Below are 22,202 nucleotides of genomic sequence, written 5' to 3' on the forward strand. Positions count from 1 at the left end.
CGCCCCTCCACGCTCCGATTCAATCGCTTCTGTGTTCGACTGAAATCAAGGTAGCAAGGGGGTACGACATCAACCTCGGCCGCTGAACAACTCTCTGTAGTAACCGGCCAGGCCCGGGTAGTAGTCCGGGTCGAACCGGAGCGCATCCGGATCCCGGCCCGCCTCGGCCTCGACCAGCCGGTCCAGGTAGAAGTCCCATCCGGGACCGATCGAGGCGGCGGACTCGGTGTCCGGAATGTCCTGTTCCAGGGAGATGACGGCCTCGTCGTCGTCGCCCTCGACCCGCACCGTGAGCACCCACCCGGCGGGACCGGTGGTGACGACGAGGACCATCGGTTCCTCACACCGCCGCACCTCCACGGTGGACGTGGGGGAGCCCTCCTCGACGGTCATCGTCAACTCGACGGTGCCGCTGGCCGGGTCGCCCGACCACGGGCCGATCCACCGGGCAGTGCGGGCCGGGTCGGTGACGGCCGCCCACGCCTGCTCGCGCGAGATCGGCAGTCGGCGGGTGAACACGACGGCCCCCGACTCGGTGAGAGAGCCGGAGGCCGTGGGTGGGGTGGGCATGGCGTCTCCTCGCGGTGAGAGCGACGCCGCGTCGGCCGGATGCTCTAGCGCAGCGCCGGCATCACCGTATCGCGCATGGGCGCGAGGAAGCGGCTGAAGTTGTCCCAGTTGTGCATCCCGGTCGGCAGGTAGTCGACGCGCGCACCGATTCCCAGCTCCTTCAGGCGCTCGTCCATGTCGACGGTGCAGGCGTGCGTGGCGATCTCCAGACCGGCGCCCTGGCTGAAGCGCAGCAGGTCGTGGTCGTTGCGCTGCCACTCGGTGGCGTCGGGCATGCCGGTCGCGGTCGCGAAGTAGAGCGCCTTGTCGCGGAGCTTCTCGGCGTGGAGCAGGCCGTCGTTCTCCAGGTAGGCGGGGTCGTTTCGCTGGCCCCACATGTTGGCGATGTTGCCGCCACGCGTCTCGGCCACGATCTTGGCGAGCAGGAAGCCCAGGTCGTCGCGGGCGGTGTAGCAGCCGGCGATCGCGCCGATCGCCTGGTACATCTCGGGGCTGCGCTCCGCGGTGGTGACCGCGCTGGCGGCGCCCATCGACAGTCCGGCCATGCCGCGCTTGCCGGTGAACGGGATCGCGTGTTCGCCGGACTCCAGCAGCGGTGGCAGCTCCTGGGTGAGGAACGTCTGCCACTTGTTGCGGCTCAGTACCGGGTCGTCGTGCTGCCAGTCCGCGTGCAGCGAGCCGTCGGCCCGGGCCGGCATGACCAGGGTGACGTGCTCCCCCGCGAACACCTCCTGGATCCGTCCGGGCAGCAACCAGCCGCTCGGCGAGGGCGAGTCCACGCCGTCGAGGAGGTAGAGCATCGGCGCCGGAGCGTCCGAGGCGGCGCGCCAGATCTCGACCGGCAGGACGCGGTTCATGGACTTGGAGGCGACCCACCAGCGCTCGAAGCGCGGATCACCGCCGGCGACCATCGGGTCGCCGACCTCGACATCGCGCACCTCGGTGACCTCGACGGGCTCGGGCTCCATGCCGATCGGCGGGGTGGCCGCGGTGTTCTGCGAGCCGGTGCCCATCGGGGGCAGGGTGCCGAGGCCGACGAGCGAGTCGGTGCCGGTCGAGCCGGTGGAGCCGACGGTCGCGGCGCCGGCCGCGGCGCTCGACGGGTCGACGCTGCCGCCCAGGTTGTTGACCGAACCGATGTTGCCGAGGGAACCGGGGTTGAGCGATCCGGGATCACCCGAGCCCGCCTGTGCCGCGGCGGGCGCCGCCGCGCCGCAGACCAGGGTCAGCGCCACCGCGGGGACGAGTGCGCGGCGTGCCGCGGAGGCCGGAAGGGATCTCAAGTTCACGGGGTCACCTTGGTTGCGCGGGAAGGGAAGCGACCCCACTGAACGGCGCGCGAAGTCACCACGCGGAGGCCACTGGCTGATGATAAACCACTGAGCGTCCCAAGTGAATGTCCTGAAACTCCCTGGGCATGGCCCTCAGCCGAATCCGCGCGAGCGACTACTGCCGCGTGTCGCGGGGTAGCGTCGGGCCCGACTGCCCGCCCTCGGCGCTGTCAGTGCCTCCGGCGCCGCCGGTGTCGGCCGGCCGGGCGTCGCCGGGGGCGGAGGTGGCGGCGTTGTCGTCGTCGCCCTCCGTCAGTTGGCGGCCCGCGCCCGCCGCACCGCCCGACTCGAGGCCCATCGACGCGCGGATCTGGTCGAGCTTGGAGCGACCCTCCGACTCCCGGGTGAGGGCGGCGGCGTCGAGCTGCGCGGTGGACGGGCCGCCGGTGGCCTCGGCGAGCTCCTGCTTGCCGAGCGCGGTGGTGTACCGGCTCTCGATTTTGTTGCGGATCTCGTCGAACGTCGGCGAGTTACCGCCGCCGACGCCCTCCATCGAGGTGAGCGACTCGGTGGTGCGATGCTGCATCTCCGCCTGCGTGGCCTGCAGCAGCAGCTGGTCCTCCTGCGCCAGGGTCTCGCGCAGCTTCCGCTCGGACTCGCCGACCGCCTGCTTGGCCTGCTCGGCCGCATGAGTCGCCTGGCCGTGCAGCTGCCGCGTGTGCTCCAGGTCCGACTCCAGCGTCACGAGCCGCCCGGCCATCTGCTCGGCCTGCGTCTCCAGCTGGCCGGCCCGCGCCTGGTCGCCCTCCGCGCGCGCCTTCTCTGCCATCTGCAGCATCTGCCGGATCTGCCCTTGCACCTCGTCGAGCTGCCGGGCCTTGGTGCCCATCGCGATCTCGAGCTGCTTGGCGTTGCCGATCACCGCGGCGGCCTGGTCGGCCACGGCCTTGTGCTGGTCCCGGGCGCCCTGCATCGCCTGGTGGACGAGGACCTTGGGGTCGGCGTTGTCGTCGACCGCCTTGTCGAGCGAGGCCTTGAGGTAGTTCCAGCCCTTGGAGAACGGGTTCGGCATGGCTGCGTCCTTACTGTCGGCGAGTGGCGAGCGCTACCTCTTCACGGTACCGAGCAGTGCCGCGACCGGGAGGGCGGTCCGGGGCAGGTACGGCTGCCGCCACAGTCCGCCCGAGGCGGCGCCGGACGACTCGTGCTGCCACTGCACGTCGACCTCGGGTCGGCCCACGTTGAGGTCGTGGACCATGAGCGCCGCGAGCATCGCCGAGGAGGTGTCGGGCTCGAAGATCTCGATGCCGAACGCGCCGGCGCCCTTGTAGGTGCTGGCGAGGATCTTGTTCTTGGTCACCGAGTAGGTGTCGGTGGCGGGGGCGACGTTGACGGAGACGGTGTGGCCGTCGGCGAAGGCGGTGGTGGCGCGCCAGCGCTGGACGCGCTTGGCGAGCGTGTAGTTGGGGCCCTGTTGGGGGACGAGCGCGTCGTGGACGGCCGGTCCGCGGCCGGCGGCGTAGTTGCGGTGGAACAGGCGGCCGCGGGTGAGGGCGCCGACGATCTTCTTGACGTCGATGGCCTTACGGTCGGCGAGTGCGGCGTCGGAAGCCTCCCGCACGTCGGCGGGAACGACGAAGGTGTCCATCGGGGTGGCGAGGTAGGCCAGCGCGGTGGCGGTGGAATCGGACAGGAGGTCGACGACGAGGGCGTCCGCCGCCGAGGACAGTTGCACGTGGGTCCCGCCGTCCGCGTAGAAATAGCTGCCCACCGTCAGCGGGGCAGGGGCGGCGGCGCGGGCCCAGGCGGCGAGTTCGGGTAGCTCGGTGAGCAGGTTGATCCCGGGACGTCCGTCAGCGTCGGTGGGGATGTGGAGGCGCCCCGCGAACTGATCGGCGCCACTGCGGAAGCGCTCCCATGCGGGGCTGGAGGGCAGGTCGACGCCCATCACGTCCGCGCCCCAGCGCAGCAGTTGGCGGGCGGGGCCCATCTCGGAGCCGAGGCCCAGGACGAGCATGGCGCGGCCGGGTAGGGACAACCAGTCGGGGTTGTCCTGCACCAGGCGCAGGGCGGCCGCGCAGCTGGGTTCCACGACACCGTCGGCGACCCATCGGTCGAGCAGGTCGCTCAGCGCGGCGCCGGAGAGGTTCTCACCGCGGTAGGGGATCGACAGCGTTCGTTCGGGCTCGGCGGTGCCGGTGATCGTCTCGGTGCCCGGGGTGGAGGTGGCGGCGACGACGGCGAGGTAGTCCGCCATCGTGGTCTCGACGGTCTCCCCGTCGACGTCGTGGGCGCCGACCATGCGGGACTGTAGTGAGTCGAGGGCGGCCCTGGCGACACCGTCCCAGTTGCCGGCGTCGTGGACACCCGCCGCGACGAGCTCGGTGAACGGCTCGATGTAGCCCTTGCGCCAGTCCTTAATGCGGTGGACGCGTTCGGCGGCCGACGGGTCCACGGTGGCGAGCGCGTCGGCCACCACCTGCTTGGCCAGTGTGCCCGTCGAGCGGGACCCGGAAGGGTCGGCGGGGAACTGGACTCCGGACGTGGCTTTCGCTGGCATGACGCTCCTGACTGTCGGCTGCAATGCGAGGTTTTCCTCAAGTTTGCCCCTGCCAAGCCGTCCGCGTGGGTTTCCCGCGGCGAGTTGGCGGAAAAACTGTCTAACGTGATTCAACTCACATAGGTATGTATTGGTCGCCGATACTTAAAGGTGTGTTCATCTATCAGGATTTGTATATGTCGAGGTGGGGGTGCGGGATGGCTGCCTTAGCGGGAAATGGCTCTGTTTGACGGGCCGGGGGTCCGGGGCGGCAGGCTGACGTTTTCCTGTGGCATCAATCGGTGGAACGTAACAACTGAGCGAGATGGCGCGATAACGTTCCGACACGATCCGACGGCTGGTGGTCGCTCCACCTGCCGGGCCGGGCGACGGGGGGACTCCGGTCGCCGGGTCGTCTACAGCAATCAGAAAGGTAGTTCTATGAAGAACTCCAAGCGGATGATCGCGGTTATCGCGGCCGCCGGACTCACCATGGGCACACTTCCGGGTATCGCCAACGCGCAGAGTGCCGGCCTCGACCTCAACCTTGGCCTCGGCCTCGGCGACTCGCTCGGTCTCGGTGTGGACCTGGGCGCGGCCCTCGGCTCTTCCGGTGAGGGCTCCTCGGAGCTGCCCGGGCTGCCCTCTGATTCGCTGGGCGCCGATACCGGCTCAGGTGAGGGCTCGACAGAGGCTGGCTCGTCAGAGGGTTCGGGCGAAGGCTCCAGCGAGGCGGGTTCGTCTGAGGGGTCGGGCGAAGCCGGCTCTTCCGAGGGCTCGGGCGAGGGTTCGCTTGAGAGCGGTTCGGGCGAAGGCTCGAGCGGCGGCGAGGGCTCGCTCGCGAGCATCATCGCGAACCTGGGCTCGTCTGAGGGCGAGGGCTCCAGCGAGGGTGGCTCGTCTGAGGGTTCGGGCGAGGGCTCCAGCGAGGGTGGCTCGTCAGAGGGTTCGGGCGAAGGCTCCAGCGAGGCTGGCTCCTCCGAGGAGGACAGCCCCCTCGGTTCGCTGACCGAAATCTTCACCGGTTCGGAGTCGGGCTCGGGCGAGGGCTCGAGCGAGGAGGGCTCGTCGGAAGGGTCGGGCGAGGGTGGCTCGTCGGAGGCCGGTTCGTCTGAGGGCTCGATTGAGAGCGGTTCGCTGGAGGGCGGCTCAGGCGAGGGCTCGAGCGGCGGCGAGGGCTCGTCCGAAGGATCGGGCTCGCTCGCGAGCATCATGGCCAGCCTGGGCTCGTCTGAGGGGGATAGCCCGCTCGGTTCGCTGACCGAAATCTTCACCGGTTCGGAGTCGGGCTCCAGCGGTGAGGGTTCGAACTCGGGCTCGGGTGACCTGAACCTCGGCTCCGTCATCGAGGGCTCTGAGGCCGGCTCCGGTGAGGGCTCCCTCGGCACCGAGGAGATTCTGGCTCTTGGCTCGCTCGCAGCGGGTGGCATTGCGATCGGCATCATCGTCTCCGGTGGCGTCAACCTTCCGCCGCTCGACGTCGCGGCGGTCTGCAGCCTGCCGCAGGAGGGCATCGACCTCCTCAAGAACAATGGCTCCATGGAGCGAGATGAGTGCGAGCCCGAGCAGCAGCCGGTTCGCTGAACTCCCGGTTCGCAGGTCGGTCTGACCGGCCGATGAACTGATCAATCTCTACAGATCCCCCGCCAGCCCACGCGGCCGGCGGGGGATCTGTCATACGTCCCGCCTACCCTCAGGGCATGTCGACCCCCGACTTCGTCCTGAAGCTCCGTGAGCACGTGGGCACCGCGCCGCTCTGGCTGTCTGGCGCGACCGCCGTCATCCGCAGCGCCGATCACCGGCGGGTCCTGCTGGTCCGGCGCAGCGACAACGGCTGGTGGACCCCCGTCACCGGAATCGTCGACCCGGGCGAGCATCCCGCCGACACCGCGGTGCGCGAAGCGCGGGAGGAAGCCGACGTCACCATCCGCGTCGACAGGGTCGCCTCGATCGGTGTCTCCCGCATGGTCACCTACGCCAACGGCGACCGAGCCCAGTACATCGATCACACCTTCGCCTGCACCTATCTCGCCGGCGATCCCCACCCGGCAGATGGTGAGAACACCGACGTCCGATGGTTTGCGGTCGACGACCTGCCCGAGATGCGCCCCCACATGCTCGAACGCCTCGAGGCCGGCCTCTCCACCGAGGAACGTGCGCGAATCGTCACCACCACCGAGTCGCATTAGAATCAGGTCATGTCCGCCGATCGCCTGCGCACCGAGGTCCCCCCTGTGGTGACCGCGGTCGTGGGGATCATCGTCGCCGTGGTCAGCGGCGTCTTCGGCATCAGCGCCCACGGACTGGCCGCCGGGGCCGCGGCGATCCCTCCCACCTCGGGCGACGTCCTCATGGTGGGGGCCGCCAGCGCCGGCATCGGAGCCGTCACCGCGGCCCTCGCCCGTCGCCGGCCGCCGCTGCTCACCGCGGCCGGCGGCCTGCTGGCCGGCCAGGCGCTCGTCCACCTCGTGTTGTCCTCGGGACATTCGCACTCGCACCCGGGCGGGCAGACGGAAACGCTCGGCCACCACGTCACCGACCCGGCCGCGATCCGCGCCGCGATGGACGGCGGCGTCGTTGGCGGTGCGGCCGCCCCGGCGGAGCCGATCACGTGGGCGACACTGCTCACCCCGCAGATGCTCGGAGCTCACGTGGCCGCCGTGCTCCTGACGCTCGCCGTGGTGGCGGCCCTGTCCGGGACGCTCGCGTGGGTAGCGGCACGGGTACGGCCGATGCTGGCGGGTGTTCGCCTTGTCGTCGTCGTACCCCTGTTGTCCTCCTACGACGCGTACGTCCCGCGCGGGCGGTACCTCCTCACAGGCGGGGGGACCCGGGCGCCGCCCGCCTTCGTGTGATCCGACGCCAACACGCCCGCCTACATGCGGCCGGGCGATCACCCCTGTCACCAAAGGACACACATGCGTACCAACCGCACCACCCGTACCGCCGTCGCGGCGGCCGCCCTCGCGCTCACCCTGGGCCTCGCCGCCTGCTCGGAGGACACCGGAACCACCGGCTCCGCCGCCACCGACTCGGCCACCAACGAGCCCGCCGCCACCAGCCAGCCAGAAGACGGCGGTGAGTCCGAGGCCGCCGTCGTGATCTTCGAGAACGGCTGGGCCAAGGCCACCGACACCGAGATGAGCGGCGCCTTCGGCACGCTCCGCAACACCGGCGACGTCGAGATCCGCATCACCGGCGTCACCTCACCCGTCAGCGAGCGCGTCGAGATGCACGAGACGGTCCCCGGCGGCGGCGGCATGATGATGCAGGAGAAGGAGGGCGGGTTCGTCCTGCCCGCCGGCGGGGAGCTGTTCCTCGAGCCCGGCAAGGACCACTTCATGTTCATGGACCTCACCGCGCCGATCACCACCGGCCAGGAGATCCCGATGGTCCTGACGTTCGACGACGGCACCGAGCAGGACATCACCCTCACCGCCCGCGACTTCAAGGGCGGCGAAGAGGAGTACGTCGGCGACGACCACGGCAGCCACGGCGGCGGGGAGGGCGCGAACCACGATGGCTGACCGCACCTCTCGCGGTCTGTCCAGGCGGTCGGTGCTCACCGGCGGTGTCGCGGCGGTCGTGGGGGGTGGCGCCGCCGGCGCCCTCGCCGGATACACGGGGCGCGGTGTCGTCGACGACGACGAGGCGGTCACCTGGAAGACGGTGGCCGACTCCCGCGTGGTCGGCTCGGCCTCGGAACCGTTCTACGGTCCCCGGCAGGCGGGCATCACCACGGCACCGCAATCGCACGCTGCCTTCGTGGGGTTCGACATCGTCCCCGGGGCGACGCGTACCGAGGTCCAGGGCGTCCTGCGCGCCTGGTCCCAGGACGCGGCGCGACTCACCCAGGGGCACCCCGGACTGGCCGACCTCGAACCCGAACTGGCCGCGGACCCGGCACGGCTCACCGTGACCATCGGGCTCGGGCCCGGCTTCTTCGACGCGATCGGGAAGCCGGACAAGCGGCCCGAATGGCTGCAGCAGTTGCCGGCCTTCCCACAGATCGACCAGCTCGAGGACCGCTGGTCGGAGGGCGACCTGCTGCTGCAGATCTGCGCCGACGACCCGCTGATCGTCGCGCACGCCGCCCGCATCCTGGCCTCCGGGGTGCGGGGGGTGGCGCGGCAGAAGTGGGCCCAGCGGGGGTTCCGCAAGGCCGTGGGCACCGACCCGTCCGGACGGACGCAACGCAACCTGTTCGGGCAGATCGACGGCACCGTCAACCCGACGCCGGAAGGGGACATGGACTTCGACCAGATCCTCTACTCCGACGGCAGCGATCAGCGGTGGATGCGGGGCGGTTCGGCACTCGTGCTGCGGCGCATCCGCATGACGATGGACACCTGGGAGGAGATCGACCGCAACTCCCGCGAACTGTCCGTCGGCCGCACGCTCGACACCGGGGCGCCGCTCACCGGCACCGCCGAGCATGACCCCGCCGATTTCGAGGCCATCGACGACGTGGGACTGCCCGTGATCCCGCCCGAGTCGCACATGGCCCGGGCCCGGCAGCGGAACAGGGGCGAGGCCATGCTCCGGCGGCCGTACAACTACGACGACCCGCCGGAGGGCGGCGAGATCAGCAACACCGGGCTGCTGTTCACCGCCTACATGGCCGACCCGGTGCGCACCTACATCCCGGTGCAGCAGCGGCTCGCAGAGCAGGACGCCCTCAACACGTGGACGATCCCCATCGGGTCGGCGGTGTTCGCGATCCCGCCCGGGGCGCCCGAGGGCGGGTACGTGGGGCAGCAGCTCTTCGAGGACTGAGGTCCCGCTCAGGCCCTGCCATGGGCGGCAGCTGGGTGGCATCCGCTCCCGCGCCTGCGCGCCCGGGCTACAGCCGCATGCCGGCATGAACTCCCGCGTGTACCCCGGTACACGCGGGAGTTCGTCGTCGGGGGCGGCTGTGCCGACGGCGGCCGGCGTTAGAGAGCAGCGGCGATCGCCGCCGCCATGGCCTCCTGGCCCAGGGCTGTGGGGTGAAACGGCGCGGTGTTGTTCGCCGAGCCGTCATTGAAAACGACCCACCGCTCGTTCACGGGCGCGCAACCGCTGCGGTCGGTGTCAGAGGTCGGAAGCACCGAGACGTGGCCGTTGCGGCGGGCAGCGTCGTCGACCGCATCGTTGATCTCCTGCGTGATCTCACGGGCCCACTCGAGGTTGGCCGCCCCGATCGCGGCGGTGAACTGGCACCCGTCCTCGTCTTCGGCGGGCATGAGAGGCAGATACTGGGTGGCGACCACGGTCGCATCGGGCGAGCGCTCGGCGATCTCGTCATAGATCACATCGACCGCGCCGCCGTCGCCGTAGAGGTCGTCAACGTCAGTGGAGACCGTGGCTCCCAGCAGGGTCCGGCAGTCCCGCGGCTGCTGGGGCCCCCCGGGCTGGAGATGCGCGGTGATGCAACCGACGATGGTGCCGAAGCCCACGTCATTGCCGCCGATCGACAGGGTGACCAGGTCGGTGTCGGGTGCGAGCGTGGTGATCTGCGGCGGCGCGCCCTCAACCTGGGTCACGGTGAGGATGTCCGGCACCTGCGCGCCTCCGCAGGTCGAGTCGGTGAGGTCGCCGATTGCAGGGTTGGCCGCCAGCTGGTGCGGGTAGTTCGCCAGGCTTCGTGCGCACCCCGTCGGGCCGCCGGCCGGCTCGGTGTTGTCACCCAACGCGGCGTACGAGTCCCCGAGCGCGACGTACTCGGCGTACGCGGGCGCGGCCAGCGAGCCGAACGGGCCGAGCGAGCCCGTGGAGCTACCGGGCGCGTCGGTGCTCGAGCCGAGCGAGCTGACGGCGATCGTGCCGTCCGCCTCGGCGGTGGACTGCGCGGCCGAGATCGGTGCGACGGCCAGCGTGAGGGCCGCGCCCACGGCGAGCGCGCCCGTCAGGCGAGACGCGGTGCGGCGGGGGGAGATAGAGAGCGATGGGAAGGGACGACGACGAGGTGTGAGCATGCTCACAGTGTGCTCCCGCCGGAGTCTCGTCGAAGGCGAATCGCTCCGCCCCGGGACTGGTGTGGCAGGTGGGGCGGAATCCGGCCGTGCTGACCGGAATCGTCTACCTCGTCGTCGTCGGTCTCGTCGGCCTCGTCGTTCCCCCGACGGCTACCCCTCCAGCGCCGCCAGGACCCGGTCGGCGACGTGGGCGTGCCCGGCGGTCGTCGGATGCACCGGCGCGGCGCCGGTCTCGACGCCGAGCAGGTCCACCCGGCGGGTGTCGGCCGGTGCGCACATGGAGTGGCCGGGCTCATCGGGGATGACCACGGTCGCGCCGTTGCGTTCGGCGGCGGCCTGAACCACGTCGTTGAGATCGTTCTGGAACGTGCGCACCTTGTCGCGCTCGTCCCGGGTCGCGGCCATGAGCGGCTCGCACGCCGGTGACGAGGCGATCGTCGCGTCGTCCTCCGGCATGGCCGCCAGGTAACCGGTCGTCACGACCCGGGCGTCGGGGGAGCGGTGCGCGATCTCCGCATAGACCTCGTTCAGGCGGGTGTCGAGCTCCGCGAGGGCCGCGGTGGCCTGCCGGTCGATCACGTCCGCGCAGCCGGTGGTGGTGTCGAAGTCCTCGGCGACCGGACCCGTCACGGCGTCGATCACCGGCAGGAACGGCGCGGCCGTGTTGGTGCGGACCGCGCACGCCACGAGCACCGCGCCGAAGCCCACGTCGTTGCCGCCGATCGAGAGCGAGATCAGGTCGGTGTCCTCGGTCAGGGCGTCGAACTGCGCCGGGACACCCCCCTTGTCCGGGGCCCACAGATCGTCGGTCACCGCCCCGCCGCACGAGGCGTTGACGAACGTTCCGACCCCCAGCTCGCGGGCCACGACGTTCGGGTAGGCGTCGTCGGTCCGGACGCAGGTGACCGGGCCGGCGCTCCACGCGCCCGGGGCGATGCGGCCGACCGCCGCGTACGAGTCGCCGAGTGCCACGTAGCGGGCCGGGCCCGAGCCGTCCCCCGAGGTCACGGCCGGTCCGGGGTCGGAACTGCTGACCTGGCCCGCGATGTTCTCACCGAGCGCCTGCGAGGAGCCGCCGAACTGCTCGGCCGTCGAGCCCGCCGCCGGCGGCGCCGCCGGGATCGGGGGAGCGGCGGCGACGGTGGGGGCCATCGCGAGCATCGACACGGTCAGGGCGGATACGGCGGCGGCAGCGGCACCGGACGCCAGTAGACGAGCTGACCGCGACGAGGGTGATGTGAACATAGCCACACTTTCGCACGAATGCCGACTGGACGGGTGGGGCAACTCTGTCCATCTCGGGGCGAAAGCGAAGGCCCCGGTTCACCACTGGGAACCGGGGTCGACAGCCGGAGGGCAGCGAGGGGCCGCGAGCGGCCGTGCTGCCTGTCAGTCGACGGGCGGCTTCGCGGGCAGACGCACGACCTGACCCGCGTAGGACAGGCCTGCGCCGAAGCCTATGCACAGCGCGAGGTCACCCTGCTTGGCCTGGCCCTCGCGCAGCATGGTCTCCATCGCCAGCGGGATCGATGCGGCCGAGGTGTTGCCCGTCTGCTCGATGTCGTTAGCGATGGACACAGTGTCCGGCAGGCCGAGATGCTTGGCCATCGCCGAGTTGATCCGACCGTTGGCCTGATGGGGGATGAACGCCTGGATCTGGTCGGCGGTCACGCCCGCGGCCTCCAGTGTCCGGGCGGACGCCTTGGCGATCTGCACGGCGGCCCAACGGAAGACCTTGGAACCGTCCATCACCAGGAAGGGCGCCGGGGCCGGCGCTTCCTGGGTCTCGTCGATGTACTCACGCAGGGTCTTGGTCAACGTGATGGCCTCGGACTGCTGGCCGTCCGAACCCCAGACCACTTGCGAGATCTCGTTGGTCTCAGACGGGCCCACCACGACCGCGCCGGCACCGTCGCCGAAGATGAACGCGGTGTTGCGATCGGTCCAGTCGATGCCCTCGCTCATGCGCTCGACCCCGACCACGACCACATAGCGGGATCCGCCGCCCCGGATCATGTTGGACGCCAGGGCGAGACCGTAGCCGAAGCCGGAACAACCCGCCGTGATGTCGAACGCCGCGATGCCATTGCGGCCGATGTTGTCCGCGACCTTCGGCGCGGCGTGCGGAACGTAGGTCTCATAGGTCGAGGTGCACACGATGAGCGCATCCACCAGCTCCGGATCGATCCCCGCCGAGGCCACCGCCCTGGCCGCCGCCTCGCTCGACATGAAGATGACCGACTCGTCCTTCTCGGCCACGTGGCGGTTGAGGATGCCGGAGCGCTCGTAAATCCATTCCGAGGTCGAGTCGATCTTCTCGCAGATCTCCTCGTTGCTCACCACGCGACGAGGCCGGTAAGCACCAATGCCCAACAGAGCCGTTCCGGGCGAGCCCTCGCCGGCGGCGATGGTCACGGTGTCGTTGAAATCCGCCATGGGTGTTCTTGCTCCTCGTGGGTAAGGCTCGTGAGAGAGGCACAGGTGATGCTGCACGCCACACTACTGCGGTCACGGACTACATCGTCCTACCAGATGAACGTGTTTCCGCCCGCTGCCCTGCCCACCCCCGGACTCAATCCCCGTGCAGCCCGCCCAGCCAGGTCCGCCAGCGCGTCGCGTCCCACGTCGGCTCGACGTCGACGGCCGCCGCACCCAGCGGGGCGCCGTCACCTCCGGGGGCGTCGACGTACTCGTACAGTCGCACGGCCAACGCCGCACGGTCCGCCGCGTCCTCGTGCGTCTCGCCCGCGGGGAACGCGAACAGCTCCAACATCCCGTCGACCGGCGTGGACAGGATCAACGCCATCGACGCGGCCGCCTCCGTCGCCACGATGCCGCCGACCTCACCCGACCGGGCCACGGCGCCGGTGCTCGCCGAACCGCTGCCACCGGCCCCCGCCGCAGGTGCCACGAGTTGCGCGCTCACCCGGGCCCACAACTCCGGCACCGTCATCGCGACCGGATCGGTGGCCGCATCGACGGTCGCCACCCCGTCGGCGGGGCGATGGGTCAGGCGATGCGCCAGGACGGTCAGTGACTGGGACCAGCCGGCGACGCTGCCGTCGACCGACTCCACCGCGAGCTGGCCGTCCGAGTCGAATCCCGACCGCAGCGTCAGCACCGAGCCGCCCCCGCCGTCGGAGGTGACCTCGCACGAGGTCTCCCACGGCGGCACCGGCACGCCCTCGCCCATCCAGTCGCGCTCGGCGTACGCGAACCGGCCGGGAATGCTGCCGGCGGGCGGCGTGTAGTCGGTGATCTCGCCGACGGTCGCGGTGAGCATGGCCTCGGCGGCCGCCTCCGGCCCGGTCGTGGGGTCGGGCGCGCCGGGGTCGGCGAACTGGACGATCCGCCCGCCCACCTGCGGCTCGAGCGCGCACGGGACGAACCACGAGCTGATGCCCTCGCCGGTGGCCACCGCGTCGAACACGACCGGGGGCGGGACCGGCAGCGGCACACTGCACACCACGCGGCGCCCGTCGTCGTCGACCTCTACCCCTGCCGTGACCTGGTACATGTCCATTCCTGCCCGCCCTTCGCCCGATACCCGCCCAACGCTACCGGCGCCGCCCGCCCGGTTCCCGCCCGACCGCCGCGGTGCGCGATGCGGATTAGGGTGGCGGGCGTGACCTCGACGAGCCCGCCGGGCGACCGCGGAGCCGGCAGCACCGCCAGCGCCGACCCCGACCACGACGACGACGCCGTCTCCACCGACACCGCCCACCGCCCGATCGCGGCCACCGCGCTGCTGTTCGCTGCCAACGGCGCGATCTTCGGCGCCATCGTGCCCCGGCTGCCCGATCTCAAGGACGCCCTCGAGCTCAGCCCGGCGCTGTTCGGGTTGGCCATGGCCTGCTACCCGGCCGGCGCGTTGTTCGGCGGACTGTTGACGCCCGTGCTCATGCGGCGACGCTCGGACGGGGCGGTGGCCGTGGGCACGATGATCGCCGCCTCGGTGGTGGCGGCGCTGGTCGGGTTCTCGCCGGTCGTGGCCGTGTTCGCGGGACTGCTCCTGCTGTTCGGGGTGTGCGATGCCATCACTGACGTGTCGATGAACGCGCACGGCATCCGGGTGCAACTGCGGCACGGGCGGTCGCTGATCAACCGTTTCCATGCGGTGTGGTCGCTGGGCGCGGTGCTCGGGGCGGCCGGCGGGTCGCTGTCGGCCGGTTTCGGCGCGCCCGTGCAGGTGCAGATGATCGGCGCCGCGATCGTGTGCGCGGCGGCGGCTGCCGCGGCGTATCCGCTGCGGCTGGGCCCGCCCGTCGCAGAGGACGAGTACGGGCGCGACCTCGACCGGGTACACGACACCGATACCGCCTCCACCAGGCACGAGGCGGCATCACACGGGGCGGCGCCCTCGCCCGCTCAGTCAGTGGACCCTGTCGTGCGGCGGCGGCTTCCGGGCGGCCGCGCGCTGTTGCTGCTGGTGGCGCTGGGTCTCTTCGCGTGCTGCGCCGAGATCGTCGAGGACTTCGCCCAGACCTGGTCGGCGCTGTACCTGCGGGACGTCGCCGCGGTCGGTGCAGGCGTGGCCGGGCTCGGATTCATCGCGGTGCAGGGCGCGCAGCTGATCGGCCGGCTCACCGGCGACAGGCTCGTCGAGGGCTTCGGCGCCGTCCGCGTGGGCCGGATGGGCGGCATCTGCGTGGTGCTGGGCGCGGGCGCGGCGCTGAACGGCTCGTTCTTCCTCGACGGCCCCGCGATGGTGGCCGTGCTGCTGGCCGGGTTCGCCGTGGCCGGCTGGGGCATCGCGACGATCATCCCCGGCGCGATGGTCGGCGCTGATTCGGTTCCCGGCCTACCCGACGGCGCCGGCCTGGCCGTCCTCAACTGGGTCATGCGCCTCGGCTTCCTGCTTGCCCCGCCGCTGGTCGGGCAGATCGCCGAGCACGTCGGCATGCGCTGGGCCGTCGCCCCGATGGTCGTGGGCGGCCTGCTCATCGCTGTGCTCGCCGGGCCACTTCTCGGTCGGTCTGCTGGTCCTGATCGGGCCACCACGCGTCCCGACCGCGAGGCGGCGGCATGAGCGGCCGCGCATCGCAGTCGTTCGTCAAACGCGGCTCAGATCACGGCCCCGACTTCTTCCGCCACGAGGCCGCGGGACTGCGGTGGCTCACCGCGGCGCCCGGCGGGCCCCTCGTGGTCGAGGTGTGGGGAGTCGACGACGACGAGATCGTGCTCGAGCGGATCCCCGACGGCCGCGCGAGTTCGGACGGAGCCCTGCGGTTCGGCCGGTCACTGGCGGCGATGCATGATGCCGGTGCCGCCGGATGGGGCGCGCCGGCCGCGGACTGGGCGGGCCGGTGTTTCATCGGCAGTCGACCCCAGGAATGTGTGCCCACAGAGTCGTGGGGTGCGTTCTACGCCGAGCAGCGGGTCCGCCCGTTCGTCCGGATCGCGGTGGATCTCGGGGTGCTCGACGGCGCCGACCTGGCGGTGGTGGAGCGGGCCTGCGACCGCGTGGCCTCCGGCGAGCTCGACGACCCGGCCGACCGGCCCGCCCGCCTCCACGGCGACCTATGGACGGGCAATGTGTTGTGGACACCGGACGGGGAGGCGGTGCTCATCGACCCCGCCGCCCACGGCGGCCATCGCGAGACCGATCTGGCGATGCTCGCTCTGTTCGGGGCGCCTCACCTCGAGCGCATTCTCGCCGGATACAACGAGGCGCACCCGTTGACGGAGGGCTGGCGCGACCGCGTGCCGCTGCACCAGCTGCACCCGCTGGCCACCCACTCGGCGGGGCACGGCGCCGGCTACGCGGTCGCGTTGGCCGACGCCGCCCGCGAGGTCCTACTGCTGTAGGCCTGCCGCGGCTACTCGGCGGCGGGGCGGACCCGCAGAACCTCGTCGGCGCCGCCGCCGTTGGAGGTGGTCACCAGGAGCGAGCCGTCCGGCTCCGGGGTGATGGACCGCATCCGGCCGTGGACGTCGCGCAGCAGTGTCGCCATCTCGGTGACCGAGTTGCCGTCCGGGGACAGCTTCATCAGGACGATCTGGCTGGTCTTGAGCATCGCCACCGCGATCGCGCCGTTCCACTCGCCCCACGCGGGGCCGTCGAGGAACGTCATCCCGCCTGGCGCGAGCGTCGGCGCGCCCGAGCGCCAGATCGCCGGCACCGCGTCCGGGAATGCGCCGGTGTCGGTCATGGGGACGTCCTGGTTGTACTCGCCGCCGCGGTTCGGGTTCCACCCGTAGTTGCCGCCTGGCTGCACGAGATTGACCTCGTCGTCGACATTCGGGCCGTGCTCCGCGGAGTAGATGCGATCGGTGCCGGGCTGTGCGGCGAGTCCCTGCACGTTGCGATGGCCGGTCGTCAGGACGGGGGAGTCGTCGCTGATGGTGTCGTCGGCGGGAGTGCCGTCGCGGTTGACGTGCAGGATCTTCCCGGCGAGCGAGTCCGGATCCTGGGGGCCCGGGCCGGAGAACGAGTCGCCCGTGCCGATGTACAGCGAGCCGTCGGCCATGGGCAGGATGCGGCAGCCGGAGTGGAATCCGCCCTCGCTGAGCGGGATGCCCTCGACAAGGACCCGCGGCGACTCGAGGGCAGACCAGTCGTCCGCCGCGGTCCAGGCGGTCACTCGGTTGTCGCCGTGATCGGCCGAGGAGTGGCAGGTGTACACCTCGCGGCTCTGCCCGAAGTCCGCGGCCAACGCGATCCCCATCAGCCCGCTCTCGGCCTGGGCGAACACCTGGCCCAGGTCGGCGGCGATGTCTGTGGTGTTGCCGTCCGGGTGGATCGCGTGCAGCGCGCCCGAGCCACGCTCACCGGTGACGACGACACCACTCGGATCGCGCGCCACGTCCCACGGGATCGTGAATCCGTCGGCCAGCACGTCGACGTCGACCTCCGGGCCGGGGGACAGGGGCCGCTCCGGGGCCAGGGAACCGAGCGAGTCAGTGCTGGACCCGACGGGGCCACCGCCCGGGATCATGCTCTGCGCACACGCGGTGAGTGGCAACGCGACGGTCACCGCGGCAGCGGCGGCCACCGCGGAGAGGGTCCGCGGGAACGTGGCGGGGTGGGTGGCGACCGCGCGGAGAGAGGGCTTGCGGTGGTCGGTGGCGAGGGACACGAGCACTCCTGTGGGGTGGGTTCCGGGAGGGCGGGTGAGTCGCCCTGCGCCCGAACTTATTCCATCCGGGATGACGATGACACCGGATCCTCTGACGCCCACCGCTCGCGGGTCGCCGCGGGCACACCCCAGAGCGCGAGCCAGGGGCGCCACGACCGTGGGGCGGTGTCGATGGCGGTCGGCGGCGTGAGCTCCCGCAGCACGTGCCGGAGGACGAGGAAGGCGAAAACCGCGGCGATGATGCTGATGATGTTGCCACCGATCGCACTCACCACGACGTCCGACATCGACAGATCATGATCGGTGGTGTCGTTCTGGGTGCCCCCTTCGTTCCACGAGAAGAGGCCGTCGTGCAGCGAATGCAGTCCCGCGGCGACGAGCCACCCGACCAGCCCGGCCCAGGTCAACACCCGGCCCGACCGATGGGCTGCCAACCAGATCGCGCCGGCGGCGATGGCGGTCCACAACGGATGGGAGATCTCCGCGAGCGGGCGGACGAGACCCTGGAGGAGGTGACTGTTGGCTCCGCTGCCCCCGTTGACGTACTGCAGACCCTCGCCGACCCCGAACACCGCTGCGCTGACCAATACCATCAGCACGCCGGCGCGGGGATCTCCGAACCGCTTGCGGGCGAACACCAACAGCAGCACGGGGACGGCGATCTTGCAGGTCTCCTCGATGGGCCCCGAGAGCCACAGATCGAGCGCGAACGGCATCCGCAGATGCGGTTCGAGTTTACCCTCGAGGAGAAACGCCACCGCCAGCCCGATGAGCCCGGAGACCACGCCGGCCCCGATGATCACGGGAAGGTGCGCCACCTCGGCGAACCGCAGCCGCGGGCGGAACAGGAGCACGATCCCCGAGAGGGCCAGGATGAGACCGACCGCTACCGGGGCGATCCACCACGCGGATTCGCCGGAGTTCCACATCGCCCCGGCGGCCGCCGTGATCACGACGCCCGCGACGATCAGCCAGAACCACGGCCGGGTGAGGAACTCCAGCGGCCGGCAGTGGGCCGGGAGGGTAGGAACTGCCGGGTCCGCCACCTGGTGGCCGGTCCAGGCCCGGCCGTCCCACTCCGCCGCCCTCTCGGCCGGGCCATACGGATATCAGCCAGAGGCCGGCGCAGTCGTGGTCAATTCCTCATTCCATCCCGGTCTTTGCAGGTCAGGCGCCTAACAAGATGATGAAGCGGATGTCACTCGGCCGCCGGGCGAGAATACCGGAACTGTCGGTTGCTAAACGGTCTGTCAACCTCGTGCTGATCCAGCAGGGCGTTGTCACCAGAGTGTCAGTCGCGAATTGCCACGAGGTCGGCAGGGTCCGAGCCACTGACAACAGGTGGCGACGATCCAAGGAGCGCTGGTGCCGAGAGGGTTCACACACCCGACCCAGTTGTCAGACTGTTCGCGATTGTCCCTGCGGCCAGGATTTAAGCGAGCCCCACCGACGCTCTCACTGGGCAGAGTCCGATGCTGCTCCTCGTTCTCTCGGAGAACCCGTTCGCTTCAGATAAGTACACCCGTGCGGGACGACCGGCGAGCCGACATTGCCGCTGTGTCGCAGGGTCAGATTTGTCATTTATGAAACGTAGTCTCGTGAGGTCTAGTATCTATTGATACAGATTCCGGACGAGAGGGTCTTTCGATGGCTGAGCGGATCGGGACGCTCTTGAACCGGGCGGGTGACGGTGGGGAAGAGGTGCTCATCGTTAGCCGCGGGAGCGTGCGGACTCGGTTCCGTCGCCGGGATGAGTTGGGCTGGAACTTTCGGGTGGAGTCGACGGACTCGGAGAACATCATCGAGCAGAACCCGAAGCGAAAGCCGAAGCCGGCTCCGAAGTCGGCACGCCGGGTCTCGCGTCCGCGTGGGCAGCGGGTGGCGTACGTGCGTGTGTCGACTGCCGATCAGAACGAGGCGCGTCAGCTCGAGGCGGTGGGGGAGTGCGACCGGGTCTATGTCGAGAAGCAGTCCGCCCGGTCGCGTGCCGATCGCGTGAAGCTTGAAGAGTGCATCAGGTACCTGCGAGATGGTGACGAGCTGGTTGTGGCGTCGATGGACCGTCTCGCTCGATCTCTGGTTGATCTCAAGCAGATCGTTGGTGAGATCACGGCTAAGGGCGCGAGTGTGGAGTTCGTCCACGAGCGGGCCACCTACGCTGCTGGTGCCCAGGATCCTCGCGCCGATCTGATGCTCTCGCTTCTCGGGGCGTTCGCAGAGTTCGAGAGGGCCATCATCCGTGAACGCCAGGCCGAGGGTATTGCCATCGCCAAGGCGAAGGGCAAGTACAAGGGGCGCAAACGCGTCCTGACTGATGAGCAGATTGACAAGGCTCGTGCCCGCATTGAGGCGGGGGAGGGGCCATCGGCGATCGCCCGCGACCTGGGGGTGGGTCGATCGACGCTCTACCGTGCCCTTCAGCGATGAGTCACCCGTGCGTCAATGATCGGCCGTCTCCGATGAGACCTGCTGGCGCGGCACCCTGTCCGGCAACCGGTCCGCTGGCTGGCAGGGGCATGAGTTGTGACGGCCGAGAGTCACGAACAACTAGGCTATGACGCATTCCGCAAGAGTGCAGATAGATAGAACTATTGTTCTGCGCCTGGCTCTGCCAGAGTTGTCAGTATGAAAACCATCGCATTCTTCAACCACAAGGGCGGCGTCGGCAAGACGACGATGCTCTTCAACACTGCTATCGAGATGGCCCGACTTGGCAAGCGAGTCCTGATGGTCGATCTCGATGCGCAGGCGAATCTGACGGCGATCAGCGTATCGAACTCAGAGTTCGACCGTATGTACAGCGAAGACGCAGACGGATTGACCGTGGCCCACGCCTTCCGCCCCCTCGTCGGTGGCGCGGGTGACGTAGAGGCGCCTGAAGCTCACGTGGTCCGACCAGATGGGGTCTGGCTGGCCGCCGGGGACATCCGTTTGTCGGAGTTTGAGGCGATCATGCCCAACGCCTGGACGGAGTCACTGGCTGGAAACGAGAGAGGTTTCCGGGTTACAAGCGCTCCATACCGCATGATCCAAGAGCTGGGGGCGATTGTCGAGGCAGACTATGCTTTCGTGGACCTCGGTCCGAATGTCGGTGGACTCAACCGATCGGTACTCATCGCCAGCGACTACCTGATCGTTCCCATGGCTTCCGATCTGTTTTCGATCCGAGCGCTGCCTAGCGTAGGAAGTGCACTCGAGCTTTGGGTTAGCCAGTGGAAGACGGCAAAGTCCGTCGCGCCTAAGCTCTCCTTCGACCTGCCAGCCGGTTTGCCCAAGGTGCTGGGGTACGTGCAACAGCAGTTCAATATCTACCGTGGCGAAGCCACCATGGCGTTCAGCGCTTGGATAGAACGAATGCCCACTGAATTCCAGAGAGGTCTACTGGCGCCGCTCGAAGCGTTCGACGACGGCGCTGGCGCTTCTCTGGCAGACCCGGCCGGTAGTGACGGCGCGAATCTTGGCGATCTGAAGAACTATCACAGTCTTGTGCCTCACGCACAGAATCTCCGGCGGGCGATTTTCGAACTCCAAGCCGACGACGTGATTCGTGGAGGGCAGGTAACGCGCGCACGACAGAGCGAGCAACAGTTCAGGGAGCTATGCGACAACATAATTGCGCGAACAAGCTAGGTGCACCTTGCTCGGGAAAGTGGTGCTGATGATGGGGTGGTGGGGAGTCAAATCGCCCGCTCCTAAGTCATGGCTTATTAGGTAGATCGACGCTCCGTCGGATCGGAACGGATTGCCTCCCTGACACTCACTGTCCGCGCCCGCCCAGGTTCCTCATACCATGGAGCGCAGGTTCGTCTGAAATTCTCGACGTCTCGCACGAAAGGCTACAGATGACAACCGTGCATTCAAGTGAGTTCGAGGACGAAGTCCCCGAGGTCGTTGAAGGTCAGCTGTACCGAGTCCTCTCCAATGTTGACGGTTCCCTTTTGCTTGAGTTGCGGAATGGCCAGACAGCGCACGCCAATGGTTCAAATCTGGTTGAGCTAAATCCCGGTGACGTTTTTCTCCTGGGGAACGGGCAAATCGAGCACCTACCTCCCGAGTCATGGCCGGCTGGCGATCGTACTGGCACTGTCGTGTGGGCAGGTGGAAGCGATATTGTGCTTAAGTCGGCTGGGGCTACCTACAACTTTCCGCAGAGAACCGATGAGCCCTTCAAGAAGTGGCAGACGGTTCGGCTTGGGCCAGACGGTCAGCCAGTGGCTGTCATTGCAGATGAACCCATCGAAGAATTGGGAGATGATGATTTCGATCCGGAGTCACTCATCATAAAAAAAGAGGACAACAGCACGTCGCTCAATGACTTCGGGGGGAGTGCTTCGCTTGTTCGCCGAACTCTCGATCTCGCCACCGTGGCGCTGTCCTCGGACGAGCCGTTGCGGACAATGGGAGTCAACCCGATCAAAGGCATGTTGTTCAGCGGCCCATCAGGTACGGGCAAGACCTTTCTCGCGCGAGGTCTCGCTGCCAAGCTCGATGCATCTTTCTACAACATTGGCGGTCCTACGATCGTCGGCAAGTTTGTCGGCCAGACTGAGCGCCGCCTCCGGGAGATTTTTGAGCATGCGAACGGCAACGGCCCTGCAATCCTCTTTTTCGACGAAATTGACAGCTTATACACCCAGCGGGGCGAACAGAACCACGAGGCGACCAATCGACTGGTCGGACAGTTCTTGTCGCTCCTCGACGGCTTCGTGGCGTACGACCGGGTGCTAATCATCGCGACGACGAATCTTCCCGGCGCACTTGACGGCGCGCTTCTTCGGCCTGGTCG

Annotated in this window: 20 protein-coding genes; 10 read left to right on the forward strand and 10 right to left on the reverse strand. The window is 69.2% G+C overall.

All coding sequences use genetic code 11. From position 1 onward, the window contains the following. Positions 1-69: 69 nt before the first annotated feature. From K3888_RS12460 to K3888_RS12475, 4 genes are all read right to left on the reverse strand, one after another. Positions 70-570, reverse strand: a complete 501-nt coding sequence (locus tag K3888_RS12460) for an SRPBCC domain-containing protein (RefSeq protein WP_230930585.1) — start codon at positions 568-570, stop codon at positions 70-72. Positions 571-614: 44 nt separating this feature from the next. Continuing rightward, on the reverse strand, positions 615-1,859 hold the full coding sequence (locus K3888_RS12465) for an alpha/beta hydrolase (protein WP_230930586.1): 1,245 nt from the start codon (positions 1,857-1,859) through the stop codon (positions 615-617). A 157-nt stretch (positions 1,860-2,016) separates the two neighbouring features. Then, positions 2,017-2,913 carry a PspA/IM30 family protein gene (locus K3888_RS12470; protein WP_230930587.1) on the reverse strand — a complete coding sequence of 299 codons (897 nt, stop codon included), beginning with the start codon at positions 2,911-2,913 and terminating at the stop codon, positions 2,017-2,019. A 33-nt stretch (positions 2,914-2,946) separates the two neighbouring features. Then, entirely contained in the window at positions 2,947-4,401 is a 1,455-nt protein-coding gene (locus K3888_RS12475; protein ID WP_230930588.1) for a hypothetical protein, read from the reverse strand. Between the two features lie 420 nt (positions 4,402-4,821). Between K3888_RS12475 and K3888_RS12480 the strand changes: the two genes are divergently transcribed. The 5 genes from K3888_RS12480 to K3888_RS12500 all read left to right on the forward strand — a co-directional run bounded on the left by K3888_RS12480 (position 4,822) and on the right by K3888_RS12500 (position 9,156). Then, a complete protein-coding gene (locus K3888_RS12480) occupies positions 4,822-5,964 on the forward strand; it encodes a hypothetical protein (protein ID WP_230930589.1) in 1,143 nt (380 codons plus the stop codon). Positions 5,965-6,080: 116 nt separating this feature from the next. Continuing rightward, positions 6,081-6,569 (forward strand): NUDIX hydrolase, encoded by a 489-nt coding sequence (locus K3888_RS12485; RefSeq protein WP_230930590.1) that lies wholly within the window; start codon positions 6,081-6,083, stop codon positions 6,567-6,569. A 9-nt stretch (positions 6,570-6,578) separates the two neighbouring features. Continuing rightward, entirely contained in the window at positions 6,579-7,235 is a 657-nt protein-coding gene (locus K3888_RS12490; protein ID WP_230930591.1) for a hypothetical protein, read from the forward strand. Between the two features lie 63 nt (positions 7,236-7,298). Beyond that, complete coding sequence (locus K3888_RS12495; RefSeq protein WP_230930592.1) at positions 7,299-7,907, forward strand: copper chaperone PCu(A)C; 609 nt, start codon at positions 7,299-7,301, stop codon at positions 7,905-7,907. Next, positions 7,900-9,156, forward strand: coding sequence for a Dyp-type peroxidase (locus K3888_RS12500; protein WP_230930593.1), 1,257 nt, complete (start codon positions 7,900-7,902; stop codon positions 9,154-9,156). The genes K3888_RS12495 and K3888_RS12500 overlap by 8 nt, the downstream gene beginning before the upstream one ends. A 158-nt stretch (positions 9,157-9,314) precedes the next feature. On the opposite strand, the gene K3888_RS12505 is transcribed toward K3888_RS12500, so the two are convergent. The 4 genes from K3888_RS12505 to K3888_RS12520 all read right to left on the reverse strand — a co-directional run bounded on the left by K3888_RS12505 (position 9,315) and on the right by K3888_RS12520 (position 13,854). Then, positions 9,315-10,337 (reverse strand): SGNH/GDSL hydrolase family protein, encoded by a 1,023-nt coding sequence (locus K3888_RS12505; RefSeq protein WP_230930594.1) that lies wholly within the window; start codon positions 10,335-10,337, stop codon positions 9,315-9,317. Between the two features lie 150 nt (positions 10,338-10,487). Further along, on the reverse strand, positions 10,488-11,582 hold the full coding sequence (locus tag K3888_RS12510; protein ID WP_230930595.1) for an SGNH/GDSL hydrolase family protein: 1,095 nt from the start codon (positions 11,580-11,582) through the stop codon (positions 10,488-10,490). A gap of 144 nt (positions 11,583-11,726) precedes the next feature. Further along, positions 11,727-12,773: a beta-ketoacyl-ACP synthase III gene (locus K3888_RS12515; RefSeq protein WP_230930596.1), complete on the reverse strand. Its 1,047-nt coding sequence runs from the start codon at positions 12,771-12,773 to the stop codon at positions 11,727-11,729. A 136-nt stretch (positions 12,774-12,909) separates the two neighbouring features. Then, a complete protein-coding gene (locus tag K3888_RS12520) occupies positions 12,910-13,854 on the reverse strand; it encodes an SRPBCC family protein (protein WP_230930597.1) in 945 nt (314 codons plus the stop codon). A gap of 108 nt (positions 13,855-13,962) precedes the next feature. Between K3888_RS12520 and K3888_RS12525 the strand changes: the two genes are divergently transcribed. Further along, positions 13,963-15,366: an MFS transporter gene (locus tag K3888_RS12525; protein WP_230930598.1), complete on the forward strand. Its 1,404-nt coding sequence runs from the start codon at positions 13,963-13,965 to the stop codon at positions 15,364-15,366. Continuing rightward, complete coding sequence (locus K3888_RS12530) at positions 15,363-16,145, forward strand: fructosamine kinase family protein (RefSeq protein ID WP_230930599.1); 783 nt, start codon at positions 15,363-15,365, stop codon at positions 16,143-16,145. Before K3888_RS12525 ends, K3888_RS12530 begins: the two co-directional genes overlap by 4 nt. Before the next feature lie 11 nt (positions 16,146-16,156). Here the strand turns inward: K3888_RS12530 and K3888_RS12535 are convergent, their stop codons facing one another. Both K3888_RS12535 and K3888_RS12540 read right to left on the reverse strand, forming a co-directional pair. Next, the gene (locus K3888_RS12535) at positions 16,157-17,416 is read right to left on the reverse strand and encodes a PQQ-dependent sugar dehydrogenase (protein WP_230930600.1); all 1,260 of its coding nucleotides are present in this window, start codon (positions 17,414-17,416) and stop codon (positions 16,157-16,159) included. 56 nt (positions 17,417-17,472) lie between these two features. Then, positions 17,473-18,462, reverse strand: coding sequence for a PrsW family glutamic-type intramembrane protease (locus K3888_RS12540; protein ID WP_230930601.1), 990 nt, complete (start codon positions 18,460-18,462; stop codon positions 17,473-17,475). 601 nt (positions 18,463-19,063) lie between these two features. On the opposite strand from K3888_RS12540, the gene K3888_RS12545 reads away from it, so the two are divergent. The 3 genes from K3888_RS12545 to K3888_RS12555 all read left to right on the forward strand — a co-directional run. Further along, positions 19,064-19,843 (forward strand): recombinase family protein, encoded by a 780-nt coding sequence (locus K3888_RS12545; protein ID WP_230930602.1) that lies wholly within the window; start codon positions 19,064-19,066, stop codon positions 19,841-19,843. A gap of 198 nt (positions 19,844-20,041) precedes the next feature. Continuing rightward, complete coding sequence (locus tag K3888_RS12550; protein WP_230930603.1) at positions 20,042-21,046, forward strand: ParA family protein; 1,005 nt, start codon at positions 20,042-20,044, stop codon at positions 21,044-21,046. Positions 21,047-21,258: 212 nt separating this feature from the next. Next, a partial coding sequence (locus tag K3888_RS12555; RefSeq protein ID WP_230930604.1) for an AAA family ATPase occupies positions 21,259-22,202 on the forward strand: 944 nt, incomplete at its 3' end.

Origin of the sequence: Dietzia aurantiaca (assembly GCF_021033825.1) — a bacterium.
Classification (GTDB): Bacteria; Actinomycetota; Actinomycetes; order Mycobacteriales; family Mycobacteriaceae; genus Dietzia; species Dietzia aurantiaca.